The organism is Halobellus sp. GM3, assembly GCF_052545375.1.
The window spans coordinates 132,519-156,729 of record NZ_JBQWLT010000004.1 but is presented as its reverse complement, the minus strand read 5'-3'; the positions used below and the strand labels follow the sequence as shown (position 1 = coordinate 156,729).

Below are 24,211 nucleotides of genomic sequence, written 5' to 3'. Positions count from 1 at the left end.
GTCGGCCGCGACGGTCAGTCGGTCTGTCGAACGGTGAGTACCGGGACGTCGGCGCGTCGGACGGTCCGCTCGGTGACGCTTCCGAGCAGGTAGCGTTCGAGTCCGGTCCGGCCGTGGGTCCCCATCACGATGAGGTCGCAGTCGTGCTCGTTCGCGTACTCGACGACGACGTCGTCGGGGATCCCCGGCTCGACGGCGGTGATCACCGAGACGCCAGCCTCCTCGGCGCGGTCCGCGACGTCGCCGATCACCGATTCCGCCCGCTCGCGGAGGGCTTTCTCGACCTGTTCGATGCTGATCGCCGGCGCGCTGTGGCTCATGTCGCGGGCGTCGATCACCGAGAGCACGCGCAGTTCGGCGCCGTACTGGCTGGCGATGTCGATCGCGTGATCGACCGCGCGGTCCGCACACTCGCTGCCGTCCGTCGGGACGAGAATCCGATCGTACATACCCACGGCTACGGCGACTGACAGTTAGTCGTTTGGGATCGCTCTCGCCCGGTGAGAAGCGCCCGGACACAGGCCGGGCGGAGGACACGAGGTGGGCGGGGGAACGAATCCCGCGCACGGGCGCGGGCGCCTCGACTACTCCAGGAGTCGCTCGGCGATCCGACGCGCGCCTTCGGCGGGCGCGAGGTCCGGGCGGTCGGCCGCGATGCACTCGACGTCGCGGCCGAGTTCTGCCGAGAGCCGCTCTTCGAAGACGTCGACGATACCCGGGATGCAGGCCATTCCGCCGGTGAGGACGACCGGCTTCGAGAGCGCGAGCTGGTAGGGCTTCATGTGGTCGTTCGCGAGCTGGGCGAGGAAGTTGTTGGCGACCTCGTCGACCGCGTCGTCGACGTAGTCGTCGAGGGGCTCCATCACCGAGCGCTCGATCGTGAACTCGTGGGCGCCGCCGCCGGGCTGTTGGATGACGTCGGTGAACGGCTCGAAGGCGTCGAAGTCGGCGTGCTCCTCCTTGTACTCACGGGCGGTCGTCAGGTCGACGTTGACGCGTCCCTGCGTCTCCTCCTCGACGGCGTTGGCGATGCGGCGGTCGACCTCGTTGCCGGTGACCGCGCCCGAGACGAACGGCGAGAGCTGTTCGCCGTGGCGGTACGCGGACGCTTCGAGGTTCGTCGAGCCCATGTTCACCGCGACGAACACCTCATCGACCGCCCGGAGGTCGTCGCCGAACGCGGGGATCGCACCGCACAGCGACTCGGGGAAGCTGCGGACCAGCGCGTCGCCGACGGGGCTGTCCTCGATGACGCGGTTGAGGTTCGCGAGGCCGGGCTCGTTGTCGATCGTCGGGATGGCGTAGACCACGGCGCTGTCGCCGTCGAGCCCCTCCGAGGCGACGACTTCCCCGAAGAACTTCGCCGCGAGTTCGGCGCGGTCGTCGTCTTCGGGGAGTCCCGACCGGAGCATATAGACGACCTCGTCGGGGTACTCCTGCGCCGCCTGCTCGCCGAAGAGGACGCGCTCCTCGCCGGTCAGCGCGTCCTCGTACGTCGCGAGACAGGTCAGCGTGCGGACGGTTTGGATCTCGCCCTCGCGCACGTACTGGAGGACCGTTCGCGTGCTTCCGAGTTTGACGCCGACCGGGGTCGGCCCCGAATCGACGGCGTCGGCTGCGCTGTCGCTGTCATCGGTGGAGGAACCTTCGTCGTCTGTCATACCAGAAGCGATACAGAACGAGTAAAAAATCCTGTTGGTGTGCTCGTCGGTTACCGAGGAGTGGCGCTGTCACGCCATCGACGCCAACTGCGCGATGTAGACGAGGCTCAGGTGGTGATCGTCGACGTCGAACTCGCTCGTGTTCGACACCTCGCCCGAGAACCCGACGAGGTAATCCTGCAGTTCGGCCTCGACGCCCTCGGTGAGCCACTCGACGGTGTGATAGTAGCGGAGTGCGTCCATCGTCCGCTTGAACCCGCCCTTGAGAACGAGGAACTCGAGCCAGTCGAAGACGATGCGCTCTGCGGCGTACTCGTCCGGCAGCGCCGCCAGATACGGCTTCGAGAGCCCGTCCCCGGCCGCAGCGGTCTCGCGGACGAGCAACTGTTCGAGTTGGTTCTGCCGGAGCGCCTCGCCGGCGCGGCCGCGGGGCCGCTCGCGGATGTCCGTGTCGAACTGGAAGCGACCGACGTCGTCGACCGAGTCGGTGGGCTCCCGCCGAGCCCGTCTTCGATCCTGTCGTGAGTGTCCTCCGTTTCGTCGTGGAGCGTCCTCGTAGGCGCTCTCCGGCGGTCGCGAGCGGGTGGTACCGCCGAGTTCGGAGCGGGAACCCCCGTTAGAACGTGCGCGGTCGGCCGCTCCGAAGCCCAGATCGCGCGCGATCCGATCGGCGCGGAAGACCTCGTCGTGGGCGCGGGCGTGATCGGAGTCGCCGCGTCTCGGACGGCTGATCTCGTCTCGCGGACGAACCGTCGCGCGGTCCGCGTCGTCGCCCCGTCGGTCGGACTCGGAGGATCGCGCGTGGCCGTCGGCGCGTCCGCTCCGCTCCCGCTCGTCTGCGCGTCCGTTCCGCATTCGGTCATTCGAGCCGCTGTGGTCGTCGCGAGCGGCGTCGTCATCCTCTCTGTCGCCGGTTCGACGACGGGTAGAGCGTCCACGGCGTCGGCCCTCGGAGGCCGCCCGCGGGGGGCGGCGGTCACCGTCGGCACGGGTGTTGCCAGCGCGCCCGTCGCCGGCACGCCTGTCTGTCGAGCGTCGCCCGTCAGCGTGGGAGTCGTCGGTGCCGTCGGGTCGGCGGTCGGCGCCCGGCTCGTCGGCTGTGCGGCGCGCGCCGCGCCGTTCGTCCGCGATGCGCCTGAGTTCTCGGAGGTCGTAGTCGTCTGGATCGATGGTCATAGCCAGGGTCTCGTAGCACGGCGACTGCCGCCGCTTCGCTATGGTCGAGTGTCTGTGGGTGCGTTGATAAACGTGCCCCCGAGATTATCACGCTCGATAATACATCGGCCGCTTGGTCGTGGCGACGAGGCGCATCAAATAGTGTGTGTCTCGCCGTGTGCCCGCTGGATAACCAACTCGCCCGTCGCCGCCTCGAACCGCAGGGATCGACCGTAGTCGCCCCCGACGTCGCGGCCGACGATCCGGATGTCGTGGCCCGCGAGCACCGACTCAGCGGCACCGACGTTCCGCTCGCCGACGCCGCCGTCTCCCGCGGTGAACTCGAACATCGCGCTGCCGCCGGCGATCCGAGCCTCGATGCGCGAGGGGTCCGCTCCGGCGGCCGTCATCGACTCGATCAGCCCCGGAACAGCGGTGTCGACGTACTTCGCCTCCGTACCGTCCCGGCGGGCGTCGTCCGCCCGCTCCGCGTCACCGGCCGAGGGGAGCATCGCGTGTGCGAGTCCGGCGACGCCGGCCTCGGCGTCGACGAGCGCGATCCCGACACAGGATCCGAGCCCGCTGGTCACGAGCGTCGAATCGTTCTCGGCGACGGCGTAGTCGGCGATGCCGACCTTGATTCGCTCCGGAGCGGACGTGTCGGCCGAGCGGTCCGAGGTGTATACTTTCATTGTTCCTTCGACGGCAGTTCGGGTCCTAACGCGTGGGTCAGTGACGGATTCGTGATCGATCGAGACGCTGTCCGTCGTCGACGGCCGAGCGACGCTCGCGGGAACGACAGACAGCGTCCGCCCGTCGGGTTCCGGTCAGTTCGGTTCCGGCGCAAGCTGATCGAAGGCCTCGCGCAGTTCCCGCTCGTCCGGGAGCGCGTAGATGTCGCAGGTGAACGTCTCATCGGGAGTCACGATCGCCGAGTCGATGAGGAACGCGTAATCCTGCGTCCGCGCCAGTTCGGTGACGAGGGGATCGACGATCGCCGAGGCGATGTCGTCGACGTACGTGGGCGGGGAGATCTCGATCGTCGTCTCCAGCGCGTTCGCCCAGCCGTCGAGGAACCCGGAGGTGACGATGTTCCCGATCTCTTGGATCGCGCTCTGTCGCATCGCCGAATCGGCCTCCATACCCGGCATCAGCGCGTCCGCAACGCTCGCTGCGGAGTCCGGATCGAACAGGATGGCGATGTAGCCAGACGGCGTGCCGGAGAACTCGAGGACGACGCCCTGTCTGGCGTCGTTGGTCAGCTCCATCGGCACGCCCTCCACCGGCACGAAACTCAGCCGGCTCACGTCGACGTCGGTGGTGATGCCGGTCATCGCCGTGAGATCCTCGGACGCCTGATCGGCCCCGTCGGAGATCATCCGCGAGAAGGAGGTGAACGTCTCGACGGGGATCGCCTCGTCTCCTTCGCCCGCGGCGTCGACGATCGTCCCGACGGAGTCGTGCGTGGGGAGCATATAGATGTAAAAGCCCGCCTCGGCGTCGATCGTTTCGAGGTGGTTTCGGAACGCGAGGACGTGGTCGGTGTCGAGGCCCGCGCCGAACTCGTCGCCCGGGCTGATGTCGGCCCCGGACCCGTCGCCCGGGTCGAACGACGAGTCGGCCGCGACGTCCTGCAGCGACCGACCGGCGTCGAGCTCGACGTAGGTGGGCGTGGTTATGTCGATCGCCTCCCCGAGGAAGTCCGCCCAGCCGTCGATGAAGCCGCCGAGCATGATGTTCCCCAGTTCCTTCAGCCCGCTCGTCGCCAGCTCGCTGTCGGGATCTGCGTCCTCGCCGGGGACGAGCGCGTCGACGAGCGTGACCGCACGCTCCCGGTCGAACGCGAGGACCGTTCGCCCCTCGATCGCTCCCGAGAAGTCGACGTGAACGGTGACGAGGTCTCGCTCCCGGAACTCCCGTTCGACGTCCGAGCGGGTCGCCATCTCGACTTTCGTGACGGCAACGCGGGCGTCGAACCCGGTCAGCGTCGAAAGCGATCCCGCCGCCTGCTCGGCCCCGGACCTAGCGAGGCGGCTGAACGTCCGCAGCGACTGGACGTCGAGATTCATGCTTCGACGCCCAGCACGTCGTCGATCGCTTGGAGGACGTTCGGCTTCTGGAAGGGTTTCGTGATGTAGCCGTCGGCACCGGCTTCGACCGCTTCGCGCATCTTCTCCTCTTGGCCGACCGACGTGCACATAATCACCGAGGCGTCCGGATCGCCGGATTTGATCTCCGTGGTCGCCTCGATGCCGTCTCTGATCGGCATCACGACGTCCATCGTGACGATGTCGGGATCGTGTTCGCGGTACATCTCCACGGCCTCGACGCCGTTTTCGGCCTCGCCGACCACCTCGTGTTCGTCCTCGAGCAACTGCTTCAGCAGGTTCCGCATAAACGCCGAGTCGTCCACGACCAGTACCGTAGTTGCCATATCTCACCTTCCGGGAACCGTTGTATAAACGCATCGCCCCTATTATCACGGCTGATACGAAGTTTCGACGACGCCGACAGTAGCGTTCGCAACTGATTGCGCATCCGATCGCACGCGGTCGTGCGATCGGGTGCGTAAAGGCGTGCACACGCTACGATATCACTCCTCGGTCGGGAGCGTGATGCCCTCCTTCGAGAGCACCGCGAGGAGATCTCCGATCGAGTCGTCGAGGTCGAGGCCGTGTCTTCGGAGGACGGGCGCGAGCACCTGAGTCGGGTACGAGACGTTTGTCTTCGACGCCAAAAGGAGGATGCCGAGCACTTCCTCGGCGGGGGTATCGGTGTCGATCTGCTCGACGTACCACGTCGCGAGGTCGCCGAACGCCGCCGCGACGTCGTCGGAGAAGTGTTCGTGGTGGCGAATGTCGCCCCCGAATGAGGCGGTGAGCGCGAAGCCGTAGTCGGCGCCGCGCTCGGAGACGTACCGGGCCGTCTGCTGCCGGGCGAGCGTGCCTCGCTCGTCGGTCGAATCGGCCTCGTCGGAGTCGTCGACCGACGGGGCGTCGTCGTTGTCGGTCGCGACGACGTAGCGCCCCTCGGAGAGTTCCGCGACGCGCTCTGAGGCGGTGTAATCGAGCTCGTCGGGTCTGATGACGCCCTCCTCGCCGCGGTCCGCCCGCGGCGTGTCTTTGGGAGGGTCCGACGGAGCCATGTCTCGTGGTGCCCCCGGCGCGATATTAAGCCCATCGCAGGCCGAACCGATCTCGGGAGGCCGATCCCGCGACAGCACACCGACGGGGACGACGGCCAGTGTACCCGCTGTTTTCAGTTCCGATACTGGGAGAGAAGACGACCGTCACATTCACATAATATCGGTTTGAACGTAGCGCTGTCTATGGAGTCTGACAGGACGCTCGCAGCGCTCGGGAACGACTACAACCCGGATATCCTGCGTGCCGCGGACGAGGCGTACTCGGCCCAGGAGTTCAGCGAACAGCTTGATATCCCTATCGCGACGTGTTACCGCCGCATCGAAGAACTCACCGGCGCCGGGCTGCTCGAACTCCACGACCGCGTCCTCTCGGACGAGCACCGGCGGACGAACGTCTACCGGCGCGACGTCGACGAGATCATTATCAGCTTCGACGGCAACGACCTCAACGTCGAGGTGACCGACCGTCCCGAGGTCAAGAACAAACTCGACGACGTCTGGCGACAGATCTCCCGAGAGTGACTCACGCGTGGGTGACAGGACTGTATGCGTGACGCAGCGTGGGTGCGGGTGACGCGAACAGCCGTGTGTGACCGATCGAGCGCGAGCGTCTGATCGTTCTGCGGAGGCGGTGTTTCGGTGGGGAAACGCGTTCTCGTGAGCCGTTGCTCTTCGGTGCGGTGGTGACGCCCGTAAGGAGTGTTTGGCGGCGCTGAGAGCGTCCGAAATCGCCACGCTCCACCGGAGGCGAGATGTTATCAGAGAAGATATCTGGGTCCATACCATTATGTACGGACCCTTGATTTTCCGAAGTGACGGTCCTCACCTCCGCAACGGGGCGGGGGGCCAGACTGGAGACAACACATATGTTCGAAGAAAACGACGCCGACCGTGGTCAGGTCGGTATCGGAACGCTCATCGTGTTCATCGCGATGGTGCTCGTCGCCGCGATCGCGGCGGGCGTCCTCGTGAATACGGCCGGCTTCCTGCAGGCGACTGCGGAAGACGCCGGACAGGAGAGCGTCGACAAGGTGACGAATCGGCTCGACGTCGTGAGTTCTCACGGCCTCGTCAACGACTACGGCAGCGGCAAAGCCGTCGACAGCCTCAACCTCACGGTGCGGTTGGCGGCCGGCTCCGGCAGTGTCTCGCTCGACAGTACCACCATCAAGTACGTCAGCGGGTCCACAGCGGAGAACCTCGTGTTCAAGGACACATCTCCCGATGGCGGGGAGACGCTCGGACCTGTTTATGGATACAACACTTCGGACCCGAACGCAGGAGGCCTGAATAACTCTACTTACGCCACACCGGAGTACACCGCCTACGCGCTCGAAGACGACGGCGACTCCTCGTACCCGGTCCTGAACAGTCAGGCCGACCGCTTCGAGATCGTCATCAACACCACGCTCGTCGAGGACAACGGGCAGGGCCTCTCGACGGGTGACTCCGTCGAACTCGACATCACGAGTCGGGACGGTGGCTCTTCGCAGGTCATCCTCACGATGCCCCAGCAACTCGCCGGCCAGAAAGACGACAATCCGGTACCCCTCTAAGTGATAGCTATGTTTGAACTCAATCTCTTCGACGAAAGCAGAGACGACCGCGGTCAGGTCGGGATCGGTACGCTCATCGTGTTCATCGCGATGGTGCTCGTCGCCGCGATCGCGGCGGGCGTCCTCGTGAACACCGCCGGCTTCCTGCAGGCGACCGCCGAGGAAGCGGGCCAAGAGAGCGTCGACAAGGTCACGAACCGCATCGAGGTCGTCAATCAGCACGGCACCGTCGGCAGCAACGACGACATCGCCAACATCACGATGACTGTCCGCCTCGCGGCGGGGTCCAGCAGCGTGAACATGAACACCACCTCGATAAAGTACCTCAGTGACACCCAAGTCACGACGCTGACCAACAGCACGGACCAGTCAGCCGACGCGGGCAACTTCAGCCTCGCGAAAGTGACCGACGACGACAACTCCTTCGGGGTGCTCAACAGCCGCGACGACCGCTACGAGGTGACGATCAACACCTCCGCCATCGAGGATTCGAACAACGTCGTCGGCCTCGACACGGGCTCGAAGGTCCAACTCGACATCACGAGCCAGACCGGCGGCACCACCCAGGTCATCCTCACGATGCCCCAGCAGCTCGCCGGTAACCAACCGGGCGAGCCGGTCAAGCTCTAAGCTTCGACCACGCTTCCGGATCGCCGAGAACCTGTTTTCATTTCGTGCGCTACTAGCCGACGAGTGCCAACGGTGTCTTCGATCAGTCTCGATCCAGAGAATCACCGTGAAACCGGCTGTACGCGCCGCCACACACCATAATCAAATCTGATATCTGGGTCCATACCATTATGTACAAACCGCTGATTGTTCGACCCAACGGTCCTCATCTCCGAGACGAGGCGGGGGCCAACTGGAGACAACAATATGTTCGAAGAAAACGACGCCGACCGTGGTCAGGTCGGTATCGGAACGCTCATCGTGTTCATCGCGATGGTGCTCGTCGCCGCGATCGCGGCGGGCGTCCTCGTGAATACGGCCGGCTTCCTGCAGGCGACTGCGGAAGACGCCGGACAGGAGAGCGTCGACAAGGTGACGAATCGGCTCGATGTCGTGAGTTCTCACGGCCTCGTCAACGACTACGGCAGCGGCAAAGCCGTCGACAGCCTCAACCTCACGGTGCGGTTGGCGGCCGGCTCCGGCAGTGTCTCGCTCGACAGTACCACCATCAAGTACGTGAGCGACACCACGGCGAAGAACCTCGTGTACAAGAACTCGACGACGAGCGACGGTACGCAGCTACTCAATACCACGCAGTGGGATACCGGATACGAAACGGGTCTTAACGACACCCAGTACACTGCCTACGCACTCAACGACGACGGCGACTCCTCCTCGTTCCCGGTCCTGAACAGTCAGGCCGACCGCTTCGAGATCGTCATCAACACGACCGTCGTCGAGCAGAACGACCAGGGCATCTCGACGGGAGACGCCGTCGAACTGGAGATCACGAGTCGGAGCGGCGGCTCCACGCAGGTCATTATGACGATGCCCCAGCAACTCGCCGGACAGGAGGACGGCAACCCGGTGCCACTCTGAGGTGATCACAATGTTCAACAACATCTTCAACGACGACGACAACGACCGCGGTCAGGTCGGTATCGGTACGCTCATCGTGTTCATCGCGATGGTGCTCGTCGCCGCTATCGCGGCGGGCGTCCTCGTGAACACCGCCGGCTTCCTGCAGGCGACCGCCGAGGAAGCGGGCCAAGAGAGCGTCGACAAGGTCACGAACCGCATCGAGGTGATCAACCAACACGGCACCGTCGGCAGCAACGACGACATCGCCAACATCACGCTGACCGTCCGCCTCGCGGCCGGGTCCAGCAGCGTGAACATGAACACCACCTCGATAAAGTACCTCAGCGACACCCAAGTCACGACGCTGACCAACAGCACGGACCAGTCAGCCGACGCGGGCAACTTCAGCCTCTTCGAGGTACGAGACGACGACAACTCCTTCGGGGTGCTCAACAGCCGCGACGACCGCTACGAGGTGACGATCAACACCTCTGCAATCGAGAGTGACACGACGGGCGGCCTCGACACGGGCTCGAAGGTCCAACTCGACATCACGAGCCAGACCGGCGGCACCACCCAGGTCATCCTCACGATGCCCCAGCAGCTCGCCGGGAACGAAGCGGGCGAACCGGTCAAGCTCTAGGCTCCGGATCCCGCCTCGCTGAGGTGCGAACTTCCATTTCTCTGGACGCCGCGAGAAGAGCGGCTGCGCCGCTCCGGCATCCGAATAGCTCTAGAGAGCCAAAAGCACCGCTAGTCGCTCTGGGTACGGTCGGCGTTACTCCAGTCCGCCGCCGTCTTCTTCGCCGAACATCGGGGCCGAATCGCCCATCATCGAGAATCCCGCGGCCTGCTCGTACACCTTGATCCCCCCGTCGTCGATCTCGAGGGGGAACATCGAGTTCTTGATCGGCTGTTTCCGCATCTTCGCGACCCAGATGTACCGGTTCGAGGTCGACCCGGCCGGCGATTGGATCAGGTAGATGTTCCCGTCGGTCAGGAAGTTCTCGAGTCCGATCTCGGTGTCGGGAAAGACCGCCGACTGCTCCATCGTCAGAATCGAGGTCAGGCCGCTTCCCTTCAGGATGTCGATGAACTTGAGGAGGTACTGCCGCTGTTCTTTCTCTTCTTCGAAGAAGAGTTGAAACATCGTCAGCGAGTCGAGAACGAGGCGATCGTACTGGGTGTCTTGGAGGTCCTCGAGGATCGTATCCAGCGTCGAGGAGAAGTCCCCGCTGCGCAGCAGCGTCCCCTTGTCGTACACCTTGATCCGGCCGGAGTCGACGAACTCGTCCCAGCGTTCGAATCCGATCGACTGCGCGGCTTCGCTGATGTCGCCTGCGGTCTCCTCGAACGTGAGATAGATTCCCCCCTCATCGAACATATCGACGCCGTTGTAGAGATACTGCAGTCCGAGGATGCTCTTGCCAGTCCCCGGATTCCCGCTCACGAGTACTGCGGCGTTCTCGACGATCCCCCCGTTGAGGATCGAGTCGAGACCGTCGATGCCGGTCTTGACGAATTCTGGCATACGTGTTTCCACTCTCCGGGGGATGTTGATACTATCGACTGTGCCTGTCCGTGAGGCCGTACCGCTCGTTGGGAGGCGGAGACCGCCATCAGCGGTAGTGCATTCGGAGGGGCGGACGCGACGGACCCGTGCCGCGGATCGAGCACCTCGCGCGCGTATCACAAACAGCTATCACGAGCGATAATTTGGAGCGAACCTTCTTGTATCGAAGATGGGACGTAAGGGTCAATGATATCTGTTCCACCGAGACCGGCCGACCGGACCGGTCGGACGACGTGTTCGCCACGGTCCAAGGGGGAACGAACTCACAGTCGGCTGCCACACCTGAGAGCCGGCGGCCGGTGTCGAGACAGGGGGGAACGCAGATGGGAATGATGGACTGGATGGACGGCGACGACGACGAGGCGGATACGGTCGCTACCGACGGCCTCGGGTTCGACGAGGACCTCGACGACCTCGACGGTGAGATGGGCGACCTCGACGGCGGGATGGGCGACCTCGACGGCGGGATGGACGACCTCGACGACGAGATGGGGGATCTCGACGGCGAGATGGGCGGTTTCGACGACGGCGACTCCCTCGGCGGCTCCGAGGTCGACGCAGAGCGCATCGCGGAGATCGAAGACCGGCTCTCCGAGATGGAAAACGAGGTCAGCTCGCTCTCCTCGGGGATGAACACGGTCCGTGAGGAGAACAAGCAGATCGGCGATACCGTCGAAGAGCTGGACGATACGATCAGAAAGCTGCTCGACATCTACGAGATGGTGACCCGCGGGATCAACCCGTTCGTCGACGACGCCCGCGAGATGGGCGGTCTCGACGGCGACGGCGCGTTCGGTCTCTTCGAGATGGAAGAGGAGACCGAGGAGGACCTGGACACGGACATCGCGAGCGCAGACGCCGAGGAGTTCTTCGACGAGGACTTCGGCGAGCTGGACGCCGACCCCGACGAGGCCGAGATGGCCGCCGAAGACGAGCTCGCGGAGGCGGAGCGCGACGATCCGGCAGCGGCGCTCGAGGACGCAGAAGAAGGCGATGGGGACAGCTCGGAGACGGACAGCGGAGGCGGCAGCAGCTTCGAGGACCTCAAAGCCGAATACGAGGAGAACGAGGGCTGGGATGGCGAAGGCGCGGAAGCCGAAAGCGAAGGAGACGAAGCCGCTGCAACGACCGAGGAAGCGACCGACGCAGACGCCGTCGCAGCCGACGAGGGCGCCCTCGAGGACGCGTTCGAAGACAACGACGCAGTCGAGGAAATCGAGCCCGACGAGACGCTCTTCGAGCGCGACGAGGCGGTCCAGCCGGCTGGGGAAGTCGAAGCGTCCGAAGAGACTGCTCCGCAGGCGACGGACGAGACGCAGGAGCACGTGAGTAGCGACCCAGCGGAGCAGGCGACGAGTCCGGAGACGGCGCCGACAACGGCGAGCTCGCCGGCGACAGGGACGGAACCGACGTCCGACTCCGATGCGTATCTCACGGCGCTTCCCGCGCGGTACACCGCCGAGTCAGTCGTCTTAGAGTGGACGCGGTTCCTCGTCGACGTCGGCGGGGCGATCGGTGCCGCACGCGCGCTGCGGCAGTACCGCTCGCAGGGCTGGATCACCCGCCAAGTCGAGCGGACGATGAGCGAACACGTCCGCAACGCCGCCACCGCGGGCGAGACGGAACGGCCGCAGGACCTCCGGGTCGAACACCACCGGGAGAGCCTGACGTACGTCAGCCGGCTCGCTGGCGATGTCGACGAGGCTCGACTCCTCGAGGAGTTGTCCGAACTCGGAGGGGGTTCCCGTGGGATTCGGCGTTAGCGGCTCGACGGCGATCATCTTCCTCGGCGTCCTCGTCGCGACGGGGACGCTGTACCCGGCGGTCGCCGGCAGCGCCGAGCAGATCAGCGACGCGCGGGACGGGGACCGCGAGGACCTCCTCGACCGGCGGAACACGGCGCTCTCGGTGACGAGCGTCGTCTACAACGCCAGCGAGAACCTCACCGTCGAGGTCAAAAATACCGGCACGACCACGCTGTCGGTCGGGGAGACGAGTCTCCTCGTCGACAACGAGTACGTGATCCCAGACGCCACCGCAGTCGGCGGCGACACGTCGACCGACGTCTGGGGGGCGGACCAGACGCTCGTGCTCAACGTCACCGACCCGGGGGCCGAGGAACCGGACCGCGTCAAGGTGGTCGCCGAGAACGGCGTCGCGGCGAGTAACGACACTGTCGAGGTGAGCTAAATGGCGGACGTCTCCGTTCCGAGCCTGATCCTGTTCATCGCGAGCATCGTCATCGCGGCGGGCGTCGCGGGCGTGCTCATCGACACGGTCACCGGGATCAGCGGCGCGCTCGACGACCGCGGCGCGGACGTCGCAGAGAACATCCGGACCGACGTGGAGGTGATAAGCGACTCCGAGAGCAGCGTGTACGACGGTCAAAACGTCACGCTGTACGTCAAGAACACCGGACGGCGGACGCTGCCGGCGACCGGTGAGACCTTCGACGTCATCGTCGACGCGGAGTACCGAACGAACGTGTCCGTCACGCTCGTCGACGGCAGCGGCGACGACTGGACGCCGCACGGGGTCGTCGGGGTCACGATCCATGATCTGAATCTGGACCCCGGCGACCACCGGGTGACGCTGACCGTCGACGGTGACGAAGAAACCTTCCGTTTCAACTACAACTGATGAGCTCGAATCAGTACTCACTGGGACTCAAAGACCACGACCGTCTCGAAAAGGAACTGGGCGGCGGCCTCCCGAAGGGGGCGATCGTCCTCATCGAGGGCGACTACGGCGCCGGGAAGAGCGTCCTCTCACAGCGCTTCACCTACGGCTTCCATCAGGAAGAGATCGTGACGACGCTCGTCTCGACGGAACTGGGCGTTCGCGGCTTCCTCGATCAGATGCACTCGCTGACGTACGACGTCGTGAAGCCGCTTCTGGACGAGCAACTGCTCTTCATCCCGGCCGAGATCGACGCGTCGGGGACGCTGACCGGCAGCGGGTCCGACGACGAGCGAAAGCAGCTCTTGAAACGGATGATGGAGGCCGAGACGATGTGGGACGCCGACGCGATAATCGTCGACACCTTCGACGCCATCCTCCGGAACGACCCGCAGTTCGAGGCGCTCGTTCGACAGAACGAGGAGCGGCAAGCCGCCCTCGAGATCATCTCCTTCTTCCGGGAGCTGACGACGAAGGGCAAGACGATCATCCTCACCGTCGATCCCTCGACCGTCGACGAGGAGGCGATCGGCCCCTTCCGCTCGATCGCCGACGTCTACCTCCAACTGGAGATGGTCGAGGTCGGCAACGACGTCCGGCGGAACATCTTCGTCAAGCGCTTTGCGGGAATGGGTGAACAGGTCGGCGACCGCGTCGGGTTCTCGGTCCGCTCGGGAATCGGAATCGTCATCGAATCCCGGAGTGTCGCCTGATGGCAACCGAACACGGCTCCGCGAAGATCGACGAGGAACTGAAGCGACACGCCGGTCGCTGGGGGCACCTCCGCGAGCATCTCAAACGCTTCCGGCAGATCACCGGCGAGTTCCCGATGTTCGTCGACGAGCCCGACGGCTACGAGTCGCGCCGGCCGAACATCATCTACCACCTCGGCGGGCCGATCTACTGTCAGGTGTACGGGAACTTCGGCGAGACGACGAAGTACTACACCATCGAACCGGAGCTCGACGACGGCGAACGGGAGCTCTTCGGACAGGTGAAAGACAAATTGCTCGAACGGTCGGTGACGAAGCCGGCACCGGCCGAAGAGACCGAGTACGAGGACCGGATCCGGGAACTGCTCGAGGAGATCGTCGTCCTCGAAGACGAGCGCAACGGTCGCCTCGCCGAGTTGGTCCAGCGGCTCGAACTCGGCCCGCTTGAGATCACCGAAGAGACCTACGAGAAAGTCCAGTACCGGCTCGTCCGCGACATCGTCGGACTCGGCCCGCTGGAGCCGATTATGCGCGACCCGGCGAACGAGGACATTCACGTCATCGGCCCCCGCCAAGTCGACGTCGACCACGGCGAGTTCGGACTGCTCGAGACCACCGTCGAGTTCGACTCCGCAGAGCAGTACGACAACTGGCTCCGGAACATGGGCGAGCGGATCGGCGATCCGGTCTCGGACGCGCACCCGATCGTCGACTCGACGCTCCCCGACGGATCGCGTATCAACATCATCTACTCCGACGACGTGTCGCTGAAGGGCTCCTCGCTCACGATCCGTCAGGGCGACGACGTCCCGCTGTCGGTGTTTCAGATCGCGAAATGGGGCACGCTCTCGCCGGAGCTGTGTGCGTACCTCTGGATCGCCTTGGAGAACGAGCGGACGGTGTTCGTCGTCGGCGAGACGGCCTCGGGGAAGACGACGACGCTCAACGCCGTCACGTCGTTCATCCCCCGTGACTCGAAGATCTACACCGCCGAGGACACCGCCGAGGTGCTCCCGCCGCACGACACCTGGCAGCAGCTTCTCACCCGGGAGGGACGCGGGGCGGACTCGGAGGTCGACATGTTCGACCTCGTCGCGGCCGCGCTGCGTTCCCGCCCGGACTACATCATCGTCGGGGAGGTCCGCGGCGAGGAGGGGCGAATGGCGTTCCAGGCCGCCCAGACCGGCCACCCGGTGATGCTGACCTTCCACGCCTCGGACATCGTCTCGATGATCCAGCGGTTCACCGGCGACCCGATCAACGTCCCCGAGACGTTCATGTCGAACTGCGACATCGCGCTGTTCCAGAACCGCGTCAAGCGCGGCGATCAGACGCTACGGCGCGTCACTTCCGTCCAAGAGATCGAGGGCTACTCCAAGGAGATGGGCGGCGTCGTCACCCGGGAGGCGTTCTACTGGGATCCCGTCGAGGACGAGATCGTCTTCCAGGGTCGGAACAACTCCTTCATCATGGAGGAGAAGATCGCGACGCTGCTCGGGTACGACGACACCCGGAAGATCTACGAGGACATCGAGTTCCGGACCGAACTCATCCGGCGGGCGATACAGGAGAATATCGTCGGCTACCACGAGGTCAACGAGTTCATCGAGGACTTCCAGCGCGACGGCACCGAGGGGCTCCCGTTCGATATGACGAGGATCGATTGATGTACGAACTCGAGGTGGATCAATGAGCGAAACGCAGGCCGGTCCCGACGTCGGATTGAGCTCGCAAAAGCGGCAGTTCCGGGAGTTCGCCTCATCGACGCTCGAGGCGTACGAGCAGATGCCGATGGACAATCGGAAGTACGCGCTCACCGTGCTCGTGCCGACCGTGTTGCTCTTCGTGCTCGGCGTTGTCGGCGCGGTGTTGCTTCCGCTCCCGGTTCTGGTTCGGATCCCGATCTTCTTGCTCGGGGCGCTGATGCTTCTGGCCGGCGTGCTCTACCCGCGGTTGCTCGTCGAAGAGCAGCGCCGTGGGCTGGAGAACCAACTCCATCTCGTCATCACGCACCTGACGGTGCTGTCGACGACGAACATCGACCGCGTAGCCGTGTTCAGACAGCTCGGTCGCGAGGAGGAGTACGGCGAACTCGCCGTCGAGATGCGTCGGATCACGGAGCTCGTCGACACGTGGAACCAGTCGCTCGACGACGCGCTGCAGCGGCGCGCGCGGGCCGTCCCCTCGAAGGAGCTCAGCGACTTTCTCGACCGACTCGCGTACTCGCTGAACGCCGGACAGAGCCTCGACGACTTCCTGCTCGGCGAACAGCAGACGATGATCGAGAAGTACGTCACCGTCTACGAGGGCGCACTCGGGAACCTCGACGTCCTGAAGGACCTCTATCTCTCGATGATTCTCTCGATGACGTTCGCGATCATCAACGCGATCGTCCTCCCGATTCTCACGGGGACGGACGCGACGATGACGATCGCGGCCGTCATCGTGCTCTTCGTCTTCGTTCAGCTCGGGTTCTACTACGTCATCAGGACGATGTCGCCGTACGATCCGCTGTGGTACCAGCAGGACCAGTACCGCACGAAGATGGACCGACAGGTCGATATCGCCCTCTTCGGGGCGGTGGGCCTGAGCCTCGTCTTCGTCGGGATCCTCGGATTGGGTGTCGCGGGCTGGACCGCGCTCGGCGACGCCGTCCACCGGGTGATGCTCGATACGCCGGTACCGATTCTCATCGCTGCGCCGCTGACGCCGCTGGCCGTTCCGGGCCTCGTCGCGCGCTATCACGAGAACGGGATCAAAGAGCGCGACGAGGAGTACCCCGGGTTCATCCGGGCGCTCGGCGCCTCCGAAAGCGCGAAGCAGTCGACCACTCGCGCGGTGCTGGAGACGCTCCGCGAGAAGGACTTCGGCGTGCTCTCACGCGAGATCGACCGGCTCTACACCCGGCTGAACATGCGGGTCGCCCCCGACCGCTCGTGGTTCTTCTTCACCGCGGAGACGAGCTCGTATCTCATCCAGAAGTTCTCCGAGATGTACCTCGTGGGGCGGCAGATGGGCGGGACGCCGAAACAGCTCGGGGAGCTCATCTCGGAGAACATGAACGAGGTGATCAAGCTCCGGCGACAGCGCGACCAGGCGACCGTGACGCTCATCGGCGTGCTCTACGGCATCACCGCCTCGGCGTCGTTCGCATTCTTCATCGGGCTGGAGGTCGTCGAGATCCTCGCGACGTTCTCCTCGGATCTGAACCTCGCGCAGTTCGAGTTCGGGCAGATCATCTACGCCGGCGTCTACAACATCCCGGTCATCGAGTACCTGCTTTCGATGATCATTCTGTTCAACGCCGTCCTCTCGGCGCTCATGATCCGGATGGTCGACGGCGGCCACAAGGTGAACGCCTATCTCCACTTCGTCGTGCTCGTGTGGATCGGCTCCGGAAGCGCCGTGCTGACGTCGTCGCTCGCGGGAGCGCTGATCAGCGTATGACGGCGCCCGATTCCGACGGAGCGCGAGACGTCGGGACCTCCGAACACGACGAGGTCGCAAAGCAGCGTTCCGAGCTCCTCGAGGCGTACCGGACGCAAAACGGCGACGGGGAACGCCAGAGCGGGAAGAAACGCTCGAACCCGAAATCGGGCTCGACGGCGTCGCAGAAGGACTCGCGTCGCACCTCCGACGGGGAGTCGATCGTGGTCGACTTCGTCGCGAACTTCGTCGCCGGCGGCGACGCCGCCTTCGACCCGGTGAAGGGGCGCGTCCTGATGAGCGATCGCCGACTCGTCCTCGCGACGTCTGAGGCGAAGACCACGATCCCGATCACCGCAATCTTCGATATCGCGGTCGGGCAGGTGCCCCCCGAGGTCGAAGAGTTCTTCGATTACACCGTGATGGTCGGCTACGTCGAGGGCGACTACCGCCGGACGACCGTCATCGGCGGCGACAGAGAGACCATCGAGAAGTTCTCGCTGTTGCTCTTCCGGGCGACGCTGAACGGATCGACAGCGCTCGTCACCCACCCCGCGAAAGTCGGCGGGCGCGTGATGGACACGCCGAAGCGCAAGACCGGCCTCCATCTGGATTACGAGTCGGTCTCGTTCACCGGCGGGGACGTCCCCACCTCCGAGGACGGTCCCTTCTCGATCGACCTCGCCTCGGTCGTCTTCTTCGAGGTGATCGAGCGGACCGACGCCGACGGCGACTCGGTTCTGGTGCTCTCGGTGCAGCACGTCGAGAACGGACAGACGGTCACCTCCGAGATCTCGATGGGGTCGCGGCGGAAGATGAACATCCTAGGCCGGTACCTCCGGCTCATCTACCACTGGATCAAAAGCGACGTCCGCGACGTCGACGTCGAAGAGCACGAACTCGAGGTGCTCGTCGGCTTGTACTCCACGAGCGAGGAGATCGACCTCCCCTCGCTTCTCGACATCGACGACGCCGAACTCGAGGCCAGACTGGAGTCGCTCTACGAGAACGACCTCATCACCGACGAGGAGACGCCGGTCGACCTCACGCCGCAGGGTCGGTTCATCGTCAACGAGGAGTTCGAGGACATCAACGTGTGACCGGTGACGTTCGCCTCGCGACCGCCGTAACGCGCCCTTCGACCGCTTTTCACCGCATCTCTTCGAGCGGGACGAACGCGTCGGCGTCGGCGGAGAGCCACGCGTCGACGCGCTCACAGCAGCGCTCCCGCCGGGGATAGACCGTACAGCGGTCCGGGCGCTCCTCGTATCGGACGACGACGCTCCGCAGTGTGATCTGCGGGTAGCGGGCGCGGCTGTAGTCGTCGCCGTCGGCGACCGACTCCGAAACGGAGTTGTTGTGATTGCGGGGCGAATCGGACATCTCAGTCCACGTCCGACCTATGGGTCCGGGGCTACTAAACCGCTGCCGTTAGCGGGAGAGTTCAGTCGGGGCGACGGAGTCAAGTGAGCGCGGCGACCAAGAACGCGAAGATGGTAGATCCGACTTCCGATCTCGGAACAGACGTCGACGAAGCCGACGCGCCCGAGTGTGCGACCTGCGGTGCGAAGATCGTTCAGTCGCCGACGCACCGCGTCGTCACGTGGATCGAAGACGACCGCGTCGCGCACCGGCACTTCTGCTCGGACGAGTGTAAAGCCGACCACGGGGCCCGCGCTCACGACTCCTCGACCGAGGACCAGAACCGCTCGACGCCGTAGCCGAGCATGTCCGGAGAGACCGGCGCGAACTCTTCGCGCTCGGCGTCGGGGAGGTACTCGCGGACGCTGTCCCACGACCGCCGGGCGTATCTGGCGTCGACGAGCGCGCGGATTCCCACCTCGTCGGGCGAGCGGATGACGCGCCCGATCGCCTGCCGCGCCTTCCGCACCGCGGGGACCGTCAGCGCCGTCTCGAACCCGCTCCGTCCGCCGTTCTCGTCGGACCCGAACCGGCGGTCGTAGGCCGTCTTCACCGCGCGCGTCCGCGGGCTGGAGGTGTCGATGAGGGGAACGCCGCAGACGACTGCGGCCGCGAGGCGGTCGCCGCGGTAGTCGACGCCCTCGGTGAGCGTGCCCCGGAGGCTCGTCACCAACACTTTCGGCTCGCCGTCGAAGAAGTCGGCCTTCAGCGCCTCGGTGGCGTCGTCGCCGGAGGACTCATCGAGGAGGACCGGCCGGTCGAGTCTCGACTCCAGTTCCCCGGCCATCCACGCCGCCTCCGCGTAGTTCGGCATCCCGACGAGCACGTTCCCCGGCGAGCGGGCGATCTCGCAGACGGCGTCGACGTACGCGCGGCGGGCTGGGTTCGACTCGCCCGGCGACCCGCGGTTCTCGTGCGTGAACTTCGGCGCGTCGACCGCGAAGGACGCGCGGTTCTCCGCGGGAAACGAGAGCCCGTACGTCCGCGCTTCGACCGGGCGACCGTCCGCCGCGAGCGCGTCGAGACCGGTCACCTCCCGGAAGACGTCCATCGGTTCGAGCGTCGCAGACATGAGCACGCCGCCCCCGAACTCGCCGAGTCGCTCGGCGATAGCCTCCCCGGGCACGCAGTTGTGCAGCGCGAGGCGAGCGTTGTAGGCGCGCCGCCACGAGCCGTCTCTCTCCGTGTCGTCCCACGTCCGTTCCAGTTCGAGCTCCCGGAAGTACGCGAGGTGGTCGCTTCGGGCCCAGTTCGCGAGCGTGCGACCGACGGCCGGCGCGGCCCGCCGCACGTCGTCGTCCTCGGCCTCGTTCAGGATGCGGGCGACGACGGCCCCCACGGACTCCGCTCGCACCCACGTCGCCTCGTCGTAGCCGGCTTCCGCGGCCCACTCGGTCAGTTCGTCGACGCCCGGCGCTTCGGGGTCGCGGAGGGGGATCTCCTCGTCGTCGAGCCGCGTGAGGTCCGCTCGCCAGTCCGGCAGGGTCTGATCCAAGTGCGCGCGCACCCGTCGGTCGATCTCCGATCGGAGGTCGGCGACGAACTCGCGCGTCTCGCGGACTTCTCGAAGCGTCACGTCGGCGTCAGAGAGTTCTCCGCGGACCAAATCCGCGCTCGTCGCGTCGCCGCCCGAACTCGACTTGCCGGCCTCTTCGAACTCGATCGGCTGGATCACCCGCGTCAGTTCGTTCTGGGCGTCCCGGAGCGTCGACTCGCCGACGCCGTCGCTCACGAGGTCGCGAACGCGCGGTTCGAGCATGTGGGCCTCATCGCAGACCACGAACGTCTCGTCGTCGAGGAGCGCGCCGGTGAACGAGCCGACCGTCGTGGGGTCGAACGCGTGGTAGTAGTTCCCGAGGACGACCTCGACGTGCGGGACGAGCGCGCCCATCACCGAGTGCGGGCAGGTGCCGTAGCCGGCGCTCAGTCCAACGAGCTCGTCGGGGGCGATGTGGCCCCGCTCGGTCGGGTCGAACGGGACCGCCTCGATCGGATCGCCCTCTTCGGGGAGGTCATCGAGGAACGTGGCATAGAAGGGGCAGTACTCGGTGTCGCCGTACGTAGACGTTTCGGGGAGGTACGGCGTCGGCTCGCCCGCGGTAGAAAGGTACTCCGGCCCCTGCGTCGCGCCCGAGTCGAGCAGCCCCGTCTGCGTCGCGCGCGCCTCCGAGACGAGCGTCCCCGTCGAGGTCTCGCCGTCCTCTCCGACGAGGTTCCGCGTCCGCTCGCGCAGCCCCTCACAGCGGTCATACACCGTCCCGTCGTCGACGCCGGCGACGCCCTCTCGGCTGTAGGGACAGACGTCCGCCTTCCCGACGAGCGTCAGCCCCGAAACAGGCGACCAGTCCGCGGGGAGGTTCGCGTTGATCGTCTCGAGGTCCGATTCGAACTGACGCAACTGCTGTTTGACGCTCGTCAGTACGAGCACGCGCTCGTAGTCCGAATCGGGGTCCCGAACGCGGTCGATGCCCGCGGTGAGCGCGAGCATCGTCTTTCCGGTGCCGCAGGCGCCCTCGACGACGAGGAAGCCGCGCTCCTCGGCGTTGCCAGACTGCGTCTGGCTGCTCGCCGAGCTGCGCTCGGCGACGTCGATCGCGGCGTCGATGCCGTCGGCTTGTTCGGGGTACGGCTCGTCGTGGCCGAAGACCGCCTGCCAACTCACGTCTCGGATTCGCCTCGCCGCGCTCATATCGGTGTCGGTGACTGGTCGCGGGTTCGGATATAAAGCTTCGTCGCGAGTCGGTCCGCTCCCCGAGAACGGCGCTACTCGATCGAGCCGTCGACGTCGACCGCCTCGCCCACGCAGACAACGAGGGAGTCCCGCGTCGGCGCGTACACCTTCATCTCCCGCCCCTTGACCGAGTAGCGGGTGCCGGCGACGCGAACGAGGCCGGCGTCGAGGAGGTTCTCGAGGTGGTGGCGCACGTTCTGCAGCGACGTGTCCACGTCCTCGGCGAGTTCGGACGCGGTGGCGGCGTCCCGCTGGAGGGCCGAGAGCGTCGAGCGGGCGGTGTCGGAGGCGAGACACCGGATCAGTCTCGCGGCTTCGTCGTCGTCGAGCGGGATCACGCGGAGGTCGCCGCCGCGGTCGTCCGCGGGACGCCGCTCAGTCGCCGACGGTAGCAACCCCGACATACCCATACTTCGTGGTCCCTTCGACCTAAACGTTTCGTATTTCTGATACAACCCCGATCACGCGTGATCGGTTCGGTCACGGACGGACCCGGTCAGCGGTCGGCGAGGACTCGTATCCACCCCCTTTTACGCCGATCCGTGCCGAACGGCCGGGTATGATCACCAGCGATCGAATGGCCGCGGTGGACCGCAACGCCGAGGCGCTGGGCGTCCCCCGCAAGCAGTTGATGGAGTCGAGCGGTAACGCCGTCGCCCGCGGGGTACGCCGTCTGGCGGATCGGGGTGCGTCCGTCGCCGTCGTGGCCGGTCGCGGCAACAACGGCGGTGACGGGCTGGCGGCCGCGCGCTTTCTGGACGACTTCGAGGTGACCGTTCACCTGCTCGGCCGCCCGGAGACGATCACCACCCGCATCGCCAGCGAGAACTGGGCGGCGCTGCGGGCGGCCGAGTACGACACGACGGTCGTGACCGATTCCGCGGATCTCGATCTCGGCGACCCCGACGTCGTCGTCGACGCGATGCTCGGGACGGGCGTGACCGGCGCGCTGCGCGAACCCGCCGCGACGGCCGCGCGCGCGATCAACGGACTCAACGCGGCGGTCCTCGCGGTCGACGTTCCCTCCGGCGTCGACGCCGACACGGGGAACGCCGCGGGCGTCGCCGTCGAGGCCGACCACGTGGTGACGTTCCACGACGCGAAGCCCGGCCTGTCGGCGCTCGACGCCGACGTGACCGTCGCGGACATCGGGATCCCCGAGGCCGCAGAACGGTTCACCGGACCGGGCGACCTGCTCGCGCTCGGCCGGCCTCGACAGAGCCACAAGGGCGATTTCGGCGAGGTGCTGATCGTCGGCGGCGGCCCCTACACCGGCGCGCCCGCGCTCGCCGCGCAGGCGGCGCTCAGGGCGGGCGCGGACCTCGTTCGCGTCGCCTGTCCCGCGTCGGTCGCGCGGGAAATCCAAGGGTACAGCGAGAACCTCATCCTCCGGCCGTACGACGGCGAGCACCTCGGGCCCGCCCACGTCGAATCGCTCCTGTCGCTCGCCGGCGAGCACGACACGACGGTCCTCGGGCCCGGACTGGGGAGCCACGAGTCGACGCTCGCCGCCGTCGGCGACTTCCTCGAACGCTACGACGGGACGGCCGTCGTCGACGCAGACGCCCTCCAAGTGGTTCCCGGGGTCGACACCGGCGCGACGCTCCTCTGTACGCCCCACCAGGGCGAGTTGCGGAAGATGGGCGGCGAGACCGACGAGGACTGGCGGAACCGCGCGGAGCTCGTTTCCGAGTTCGCCGCGGACCTCGGGCACGTCCTCTTGGTGAAGGGCGCGTACGACGTCGTCTCCGACGGCGAGGAGACGCGGGTGAACCGCACCGGAAACCCCGGAATGACCGTCGGTGGCACCGGCGATGTGCTCGCCGGCGCGGCCGGGGCGCTCTCGTGTGTCCTCCCGCCGCTTCCGGCAGCCGCCGTCGCGGCGTACGCGAACGGACGCGCCGGCGACGCCGCGGTCGAGGCACACGGCTACGGCCTGCTCGCGACGGACCTGATCGACCGACTGCCCGCGGCCCTCCGGAGGGACGCCGAATGACTGCCACCGACGACACTGACGACACAGATAGCACCGACAGCACCGAGAACACCGACGACCGGCGATCGAGTGATCGGCGGCCGGACGACCGACGGCCGGGCGAACAGCGCGGAAGCGACGCCGACGCGGACCTCACGCACGTCGACGAGACGGGAGACGTGCAGATGGTCGACGTCGGCTCGAAGCCGGATACGAACCGCCGCGCCGTCGCGCGGGGGACGATCCACCTGACGGAGTCGACGATCGGCGCGGTCCGCGACGACGAGATCGGCAAGGGCGACGTGCTCGCGACGGCTCGGATCGGCGCGGTCCAGGCCGTCAAACACACGTGGGAGACCATCCCGATGTGCCATCAGATCCCGATCACCAACGTCGACACCGACTTCGACGTCCGGGAGGACCGCGTGACGCTCACCGTCGCCGTCGAGACGACCGGCAAGACCGGCTGCGAGATGGAGGCCTTAGCGGGCGTCACCACCGGATTGAACGTCGTCTGGGACATGGTCAAAGCCGCCGAGAAGACCGAGCGCGGGCAGTACCCCGACACCCGGATCACCGATGTCGAAGTCGTCTCGAAGGAGAAACACCGTGTCGACGCCGAGTGACCCCGACGGGCCCGTCGGC

At 66.0% G+C, this 24,211-nt stretch carries 26 protein-coding genes; 15 read left to right on the top strand and 11 right to left on the bottom strand.

All coding sequences use genetic code 11. The features are described 5' to 3' along the window. Positions 1-14 precede the first annotated feature (14 nt). The 7 genes from ACT3HL_RS08155 to ACT3HL_RS08125 form a co-directional block, all read right to left on the bottom strand. Positions 15-449: a universal stress protein gene (locus ACT3HL_RS08155; RefSeq protein ID WP_445086329.1), complete on the bottom strand. Its 435-nt coding sequence runs from the start codon at positions 447-449 to the stop codon at positions 15-17. Between the two features lie 135 nt (positions 450-584). Then, a complete protein-coding gene (locus tag ACT3HL_RS08150; RefSeq protein ID WP_445086328.1) occupies positions 585-1,661 on the bottom strand; it encodes a hypothetical protein in 1,077 nt (358 codons plus the stop codon). 69 nt (positions 1,662-1,730) lie between these two features. Then, positions 1,731-2,837, bottom strand: coding sequence for a FlaD/FlaE family flagellar protein (locus tag ACT3HL_RS08145; protein ID WP_445086327.1), 1,107 nt, complete (start codon positions 2,835-2,837; stop codon positions 1,731-1,733). A gap of 134 nt (positions 2,838-2,971) precedes the next feature. Further along, complete coding sequence (locus tag ACT3HL_RS08140) at positions 2,972-3,508, bottom strand: chemotaxis protein CheD (protein ID WP_445086326.1); 537 nt, start codon at positions 3,506-3,508, stop codon at positions 2,972-2,974. A 135-nt stretch (positions 3,509-3,643) separates the two neighbouring features. Then, entirely contained in the window at positions 3,644-4,885 is a 1,242-nt protein-coding gene (locus tag ACT3HL_RS08135) for a chemotaxis protein CheC (protein WP_445086325.1), read from the bottom strand. Continuing rightward, complete coding sequence (cheY, locus tag ACT3HL_RS08130; RefSeq protein ID WP_445086324.1) at positions 4,882-5,250, bottom strand: chemotaxis protein CheY; 369 nt, start codon at positions 5,248-5,250, stop codon at positions 4,882-4,884. The genes ACT3HL_RS08135 and cheY overlap by 4 nt, the downstream gene beginning before the upstream one ends. 159 nt (positions 5,251-5,409) lie before the next feature. Then, positions 5,410-5,961 carry a DUF7500 family protein gene (locus tag ACT3HL_RS08125; protein WP_445086323.1) on the bottom strand — a complete coding sequence of 184 codons (552 nt, stop codon included), beginning with the start codon at positions 5,959-5,961 and terminating at the stop codon, positions 5,410-5,412. Between the two features lie 183 nt (positions 5,962-6,144). On the opposite strand from ACT3HL_RS08125, the gene ACT3HL_RS08120 reads away from it, so the two are divergent. The 5 genes from ACT3HL_RS08120 (at position 6,145) to ACT3HL_RS08100 (ending at position 9,690) form a co-directional block, all read left to right on the top strand. Further along, complete coding sequence (locus tag ACT3HL_RS08120) at positions 6,145-6,483, top strand: helix-turn-helix domain-containing protein (RefSeq protein WP_445086322.1); 339 nt, start codon at positions 6,145-6,147, stop codon at positions 6,481-6,483. A 344-nt stretch (positions 6,484-6,827) separates the two neighbouring features. Continuing rightward, positions 6,828-7,517 (top strand): archaellin/type IV pilin N-terminal domain-containing protein, encoded by a 690-nt coding sequence (locus ACT3HL_RS08115; protein ID WP_445086321.1) that lies wholly within the window; start codon positions 6,828-6,830, stop codon positions 7,515-7,517. 9 nt (positions 7,518-7,526) lie between these two features. Then, complete coding sequence (locus ACT3HL_RS08110) at positions 7,527-8,147, top strand: archaellin/type IV pilin N-terminal domain-containing protein (protein WP_445086320.1); 621 nt, start codon at positions 7,527-7,529, stop codon at positions 8,145-8,147. 246 nt (positions 8,148-8,393) lie between these two features. Beyond that, positions 8,394-9,065, top strand: coding sequence for an archaellin/type IV pilin N-terminal domain-containing protein (locus tag ACT3HL_RS08105; RefSeq protein WP_445086319.1), 672 nt, complete (start codon positions 8,394-8,396; stop codon positions 9,063-9,065). 10 nt (positions 9,066-9,075) lie between these two features. Next, on the top strand, positions 9,076-9,690 hold the full coding sequence (locus tag ACT3HL_RS08100; RefSeq protein ID WP_445086318.1) for an archaellin/type IV pilin N-terminal domain-containing protein: 615 nt from the start codon (positions 9,076-9,078) through the stop codon (positions 9,688-9,690). A gap of 135 nt (positions 9,691-9,825) precedes the next feature. Here the strand turns inward: ACT3HL_RS08100 and ACT3HL_RS08095 are convergent, their stop codons facing one another. After that, positions 9,826-10,578: an ATPase domain-containing protein gene (locus ACT3HL_RS08095; RefSeq protein ID WP_445086317.1), complete on the bottom strand. Its 753-nt coding sequence runs from the start codon at positions 10,576-10,578 to the stop codon at positions 9,826-9,828. A gap of 365 nt (positions 10,579-10,943) precedes the next feature. Here ACT3HL_RS08095 and ACT3HL_RS08090 point away from each other — a divergent pair, with 365 nt between their 5' ends. Genes ACT3HL_RS08090 through ACT3HL_RS08060 form a run of 7 tightly spaced genes read left to right on the top strand, consistent with a single transcriptional unit; the run spans position 10,944 to position 18,538 of the window. After that, positions 10,944-12,383: a flagella accessory protein C gene (locus tag ACT3HL_RS08090; protein WP_445086316.1), complete on the top strand. Its 1,440-nt coding sequence runs from the start codon at positions 10,944-10,946 to the stop codon at positions 12,381-12,383. Continuing rightward, positions 12,367-12,810 (top strand): fla cluster protein FlaF, encoded by a 444-nt coding sequence (locus ACT3HL_RS08085; protein ID WP_445086315.1) that lies wholly within the window; start codon positions 12,367-12,369, stop codon positions 12,808-12,810. Before ACT3HL_RS08090 ends, ACT3HL_RS08085 begins: the two co-directional genes overlap by 17 nt. Beyond that, a complete protein-coding gene (locus ACT3HL_RS08080; RefSeq protein WP_445086314.1) occupies positions 12,811-13,260 on the top strand; it encodes a flagellar protein G in 450 nt (149 codons plus the stop codon). Continuing rightward, positions 13,260-14,012, top strand: a complete 753-nt coding sequence (locus ACT3HL_RS08075) for an ATPase domain-containing protein (protein ID WP_445086313.1) — start codon at positions 13,260-13,262, stop codon at positions 14,010-14,012. Before ACT3HL_RS08080 ends, ACT3HL_RS08075 begins: the two co-directional genes overlap by 1 nt. Then, the gene (locus ACT3HL_RS08070; RefSeq protein WP_445086312.1) at positions 14,012-15,679 is read left to right on the top strand and encodes an ATPase, T2SS/T4P/T4SS family; all 1,668 of its coding nucleotides are present in this window, start codon (positions 14,012-14,014) and stop codon (positions 15,677-15,679) included. Before ACT3HL_RS08075 ends, ACT3HL_RS08070 begins: the two co-directional genes overlap by 1 nt. A gap of 22 nt (positions 15,680-15,701) precedes the next feature. Beyond that, the gene (gene flaJ / locus ACT3HL_RS08065; protein ID WP_445086311.1) at positions 15,702-17,459 is read left to right on the top strand and encodes an archaellar assembly protein FlaJ; all 1,758 of its coding nucleotides are present in this window, start codon (positions 15,702-15,704) and stop codon (positions 17,457-17,459) included. After that, entirely contained in the window at positions 17,456-18,538 is a 1,083-nt protein-coding gene (locus ACT3HL_RS08060) for a CheF family chemotaxis protein (protein ID WP_445086310.1), read from the top strand. Before flaJ ends, ACT3HL_RS08060 begins: the two co-directional genes overlap by 4 nt. 49 nt (positions 18,539-18,587) lie before the next feature. Here ACT3HL_RS08060 and ACT3HL_RS08055 read toward each other — a convergent pair whose 3' ends face one another. Beyond that, on the bottom strand, positions 18,588-18,821 hold the full coding sequence (locus ACT3HL_RS08055; RefSeq protein ID WP_445086309.1) for a DUF7511 domain-containing protein: 234 nt from the start codon (positions 18,819-18,821) through the stop codon (positions 18,588-18,590). A gap of 83 nt (positions 18,822-18,904) precedes the next feature. Between ACT3HL_RS08055 and ACT3HL_RS08050 the strand changes: the two genes are divergently transcribed. Further along, a complete protein-coding gene (locus ACT3HL_RS08050) occupies positions 18,905-19,159 on the top strand; it encodes a DUF7576 family protein (protein WP_445086308.1) in 255 nt (84 codons plus the stop codon). Here ACT3HL_RS08050 and ACT3HL_RS08045 read toward each other — a convergent pair. Continuing rightward, positions 19,117-21,549 (bottom strand): helicase C-terminal domain-containing protein, encoded by a 2,433-nt coding sequence (locus tag ACT3HL_RS08045; RefSeq protein ID WP_445086307.1) that lies wholly within the window; start codon positions 21,547-21,549, stop codon positions 19,117-19,119. The two genes, ACT3HL_RS08050 and ACT3HL_RS08045, sit on opposite strands and share 43 nt — an antisense overlap. 74 nt (positions 21,550-21,623) lie before the next feature. Further along, the gene (locus tag ACT3HL_RS08040; protein WP_445086306.1) at positions 21,624-21,995 is read right to left on the bottom strand and encodes a helix-turn-helix domain-containing protein; all 372 of its coding nucleotides are present in this window, start codon (positions 21,993-21,995) and stop codon (positions 21,624-21,626) included. A gap of 155 nt (positions 21,996-22,150) precedes the next feature. Between ACT3HL_RS08040 and ACT3HL_RS08035 the strand changes: the two genes are divergently transcribed. Both ACT3HL_RS08035 and moaC read left to right on the top strand, forming a co-directional pair. Beyond that, positions 22,151-23,587, top strand: coding sequence for an NAD(P)H-hydrate dehydratase (locus ACT3HL_RS08035; protein WP_445086305.1), 1,437 nt, complete (start codon positions 22,151-22,153; stop codon positions 23,585-23,587). Next, positions 23,584-24,192: a cyclic pyranopterin monophosphate synthase MoaC gene (gene moaC / locus ACT3HL_RS08030; protein ID WP_445086304.1), complete on the top strand. Its 609-nt coding sequence runs from the start codon at positions 23,584-23,586 to the stop codon at positions 24,190-24,192. Before ACT3HL_RS08035 ends, moaC begins: the two co-directional genes overlap by 4 nt. Positions 24,193-24,211 lie beyond the last annotated feature (19 nt).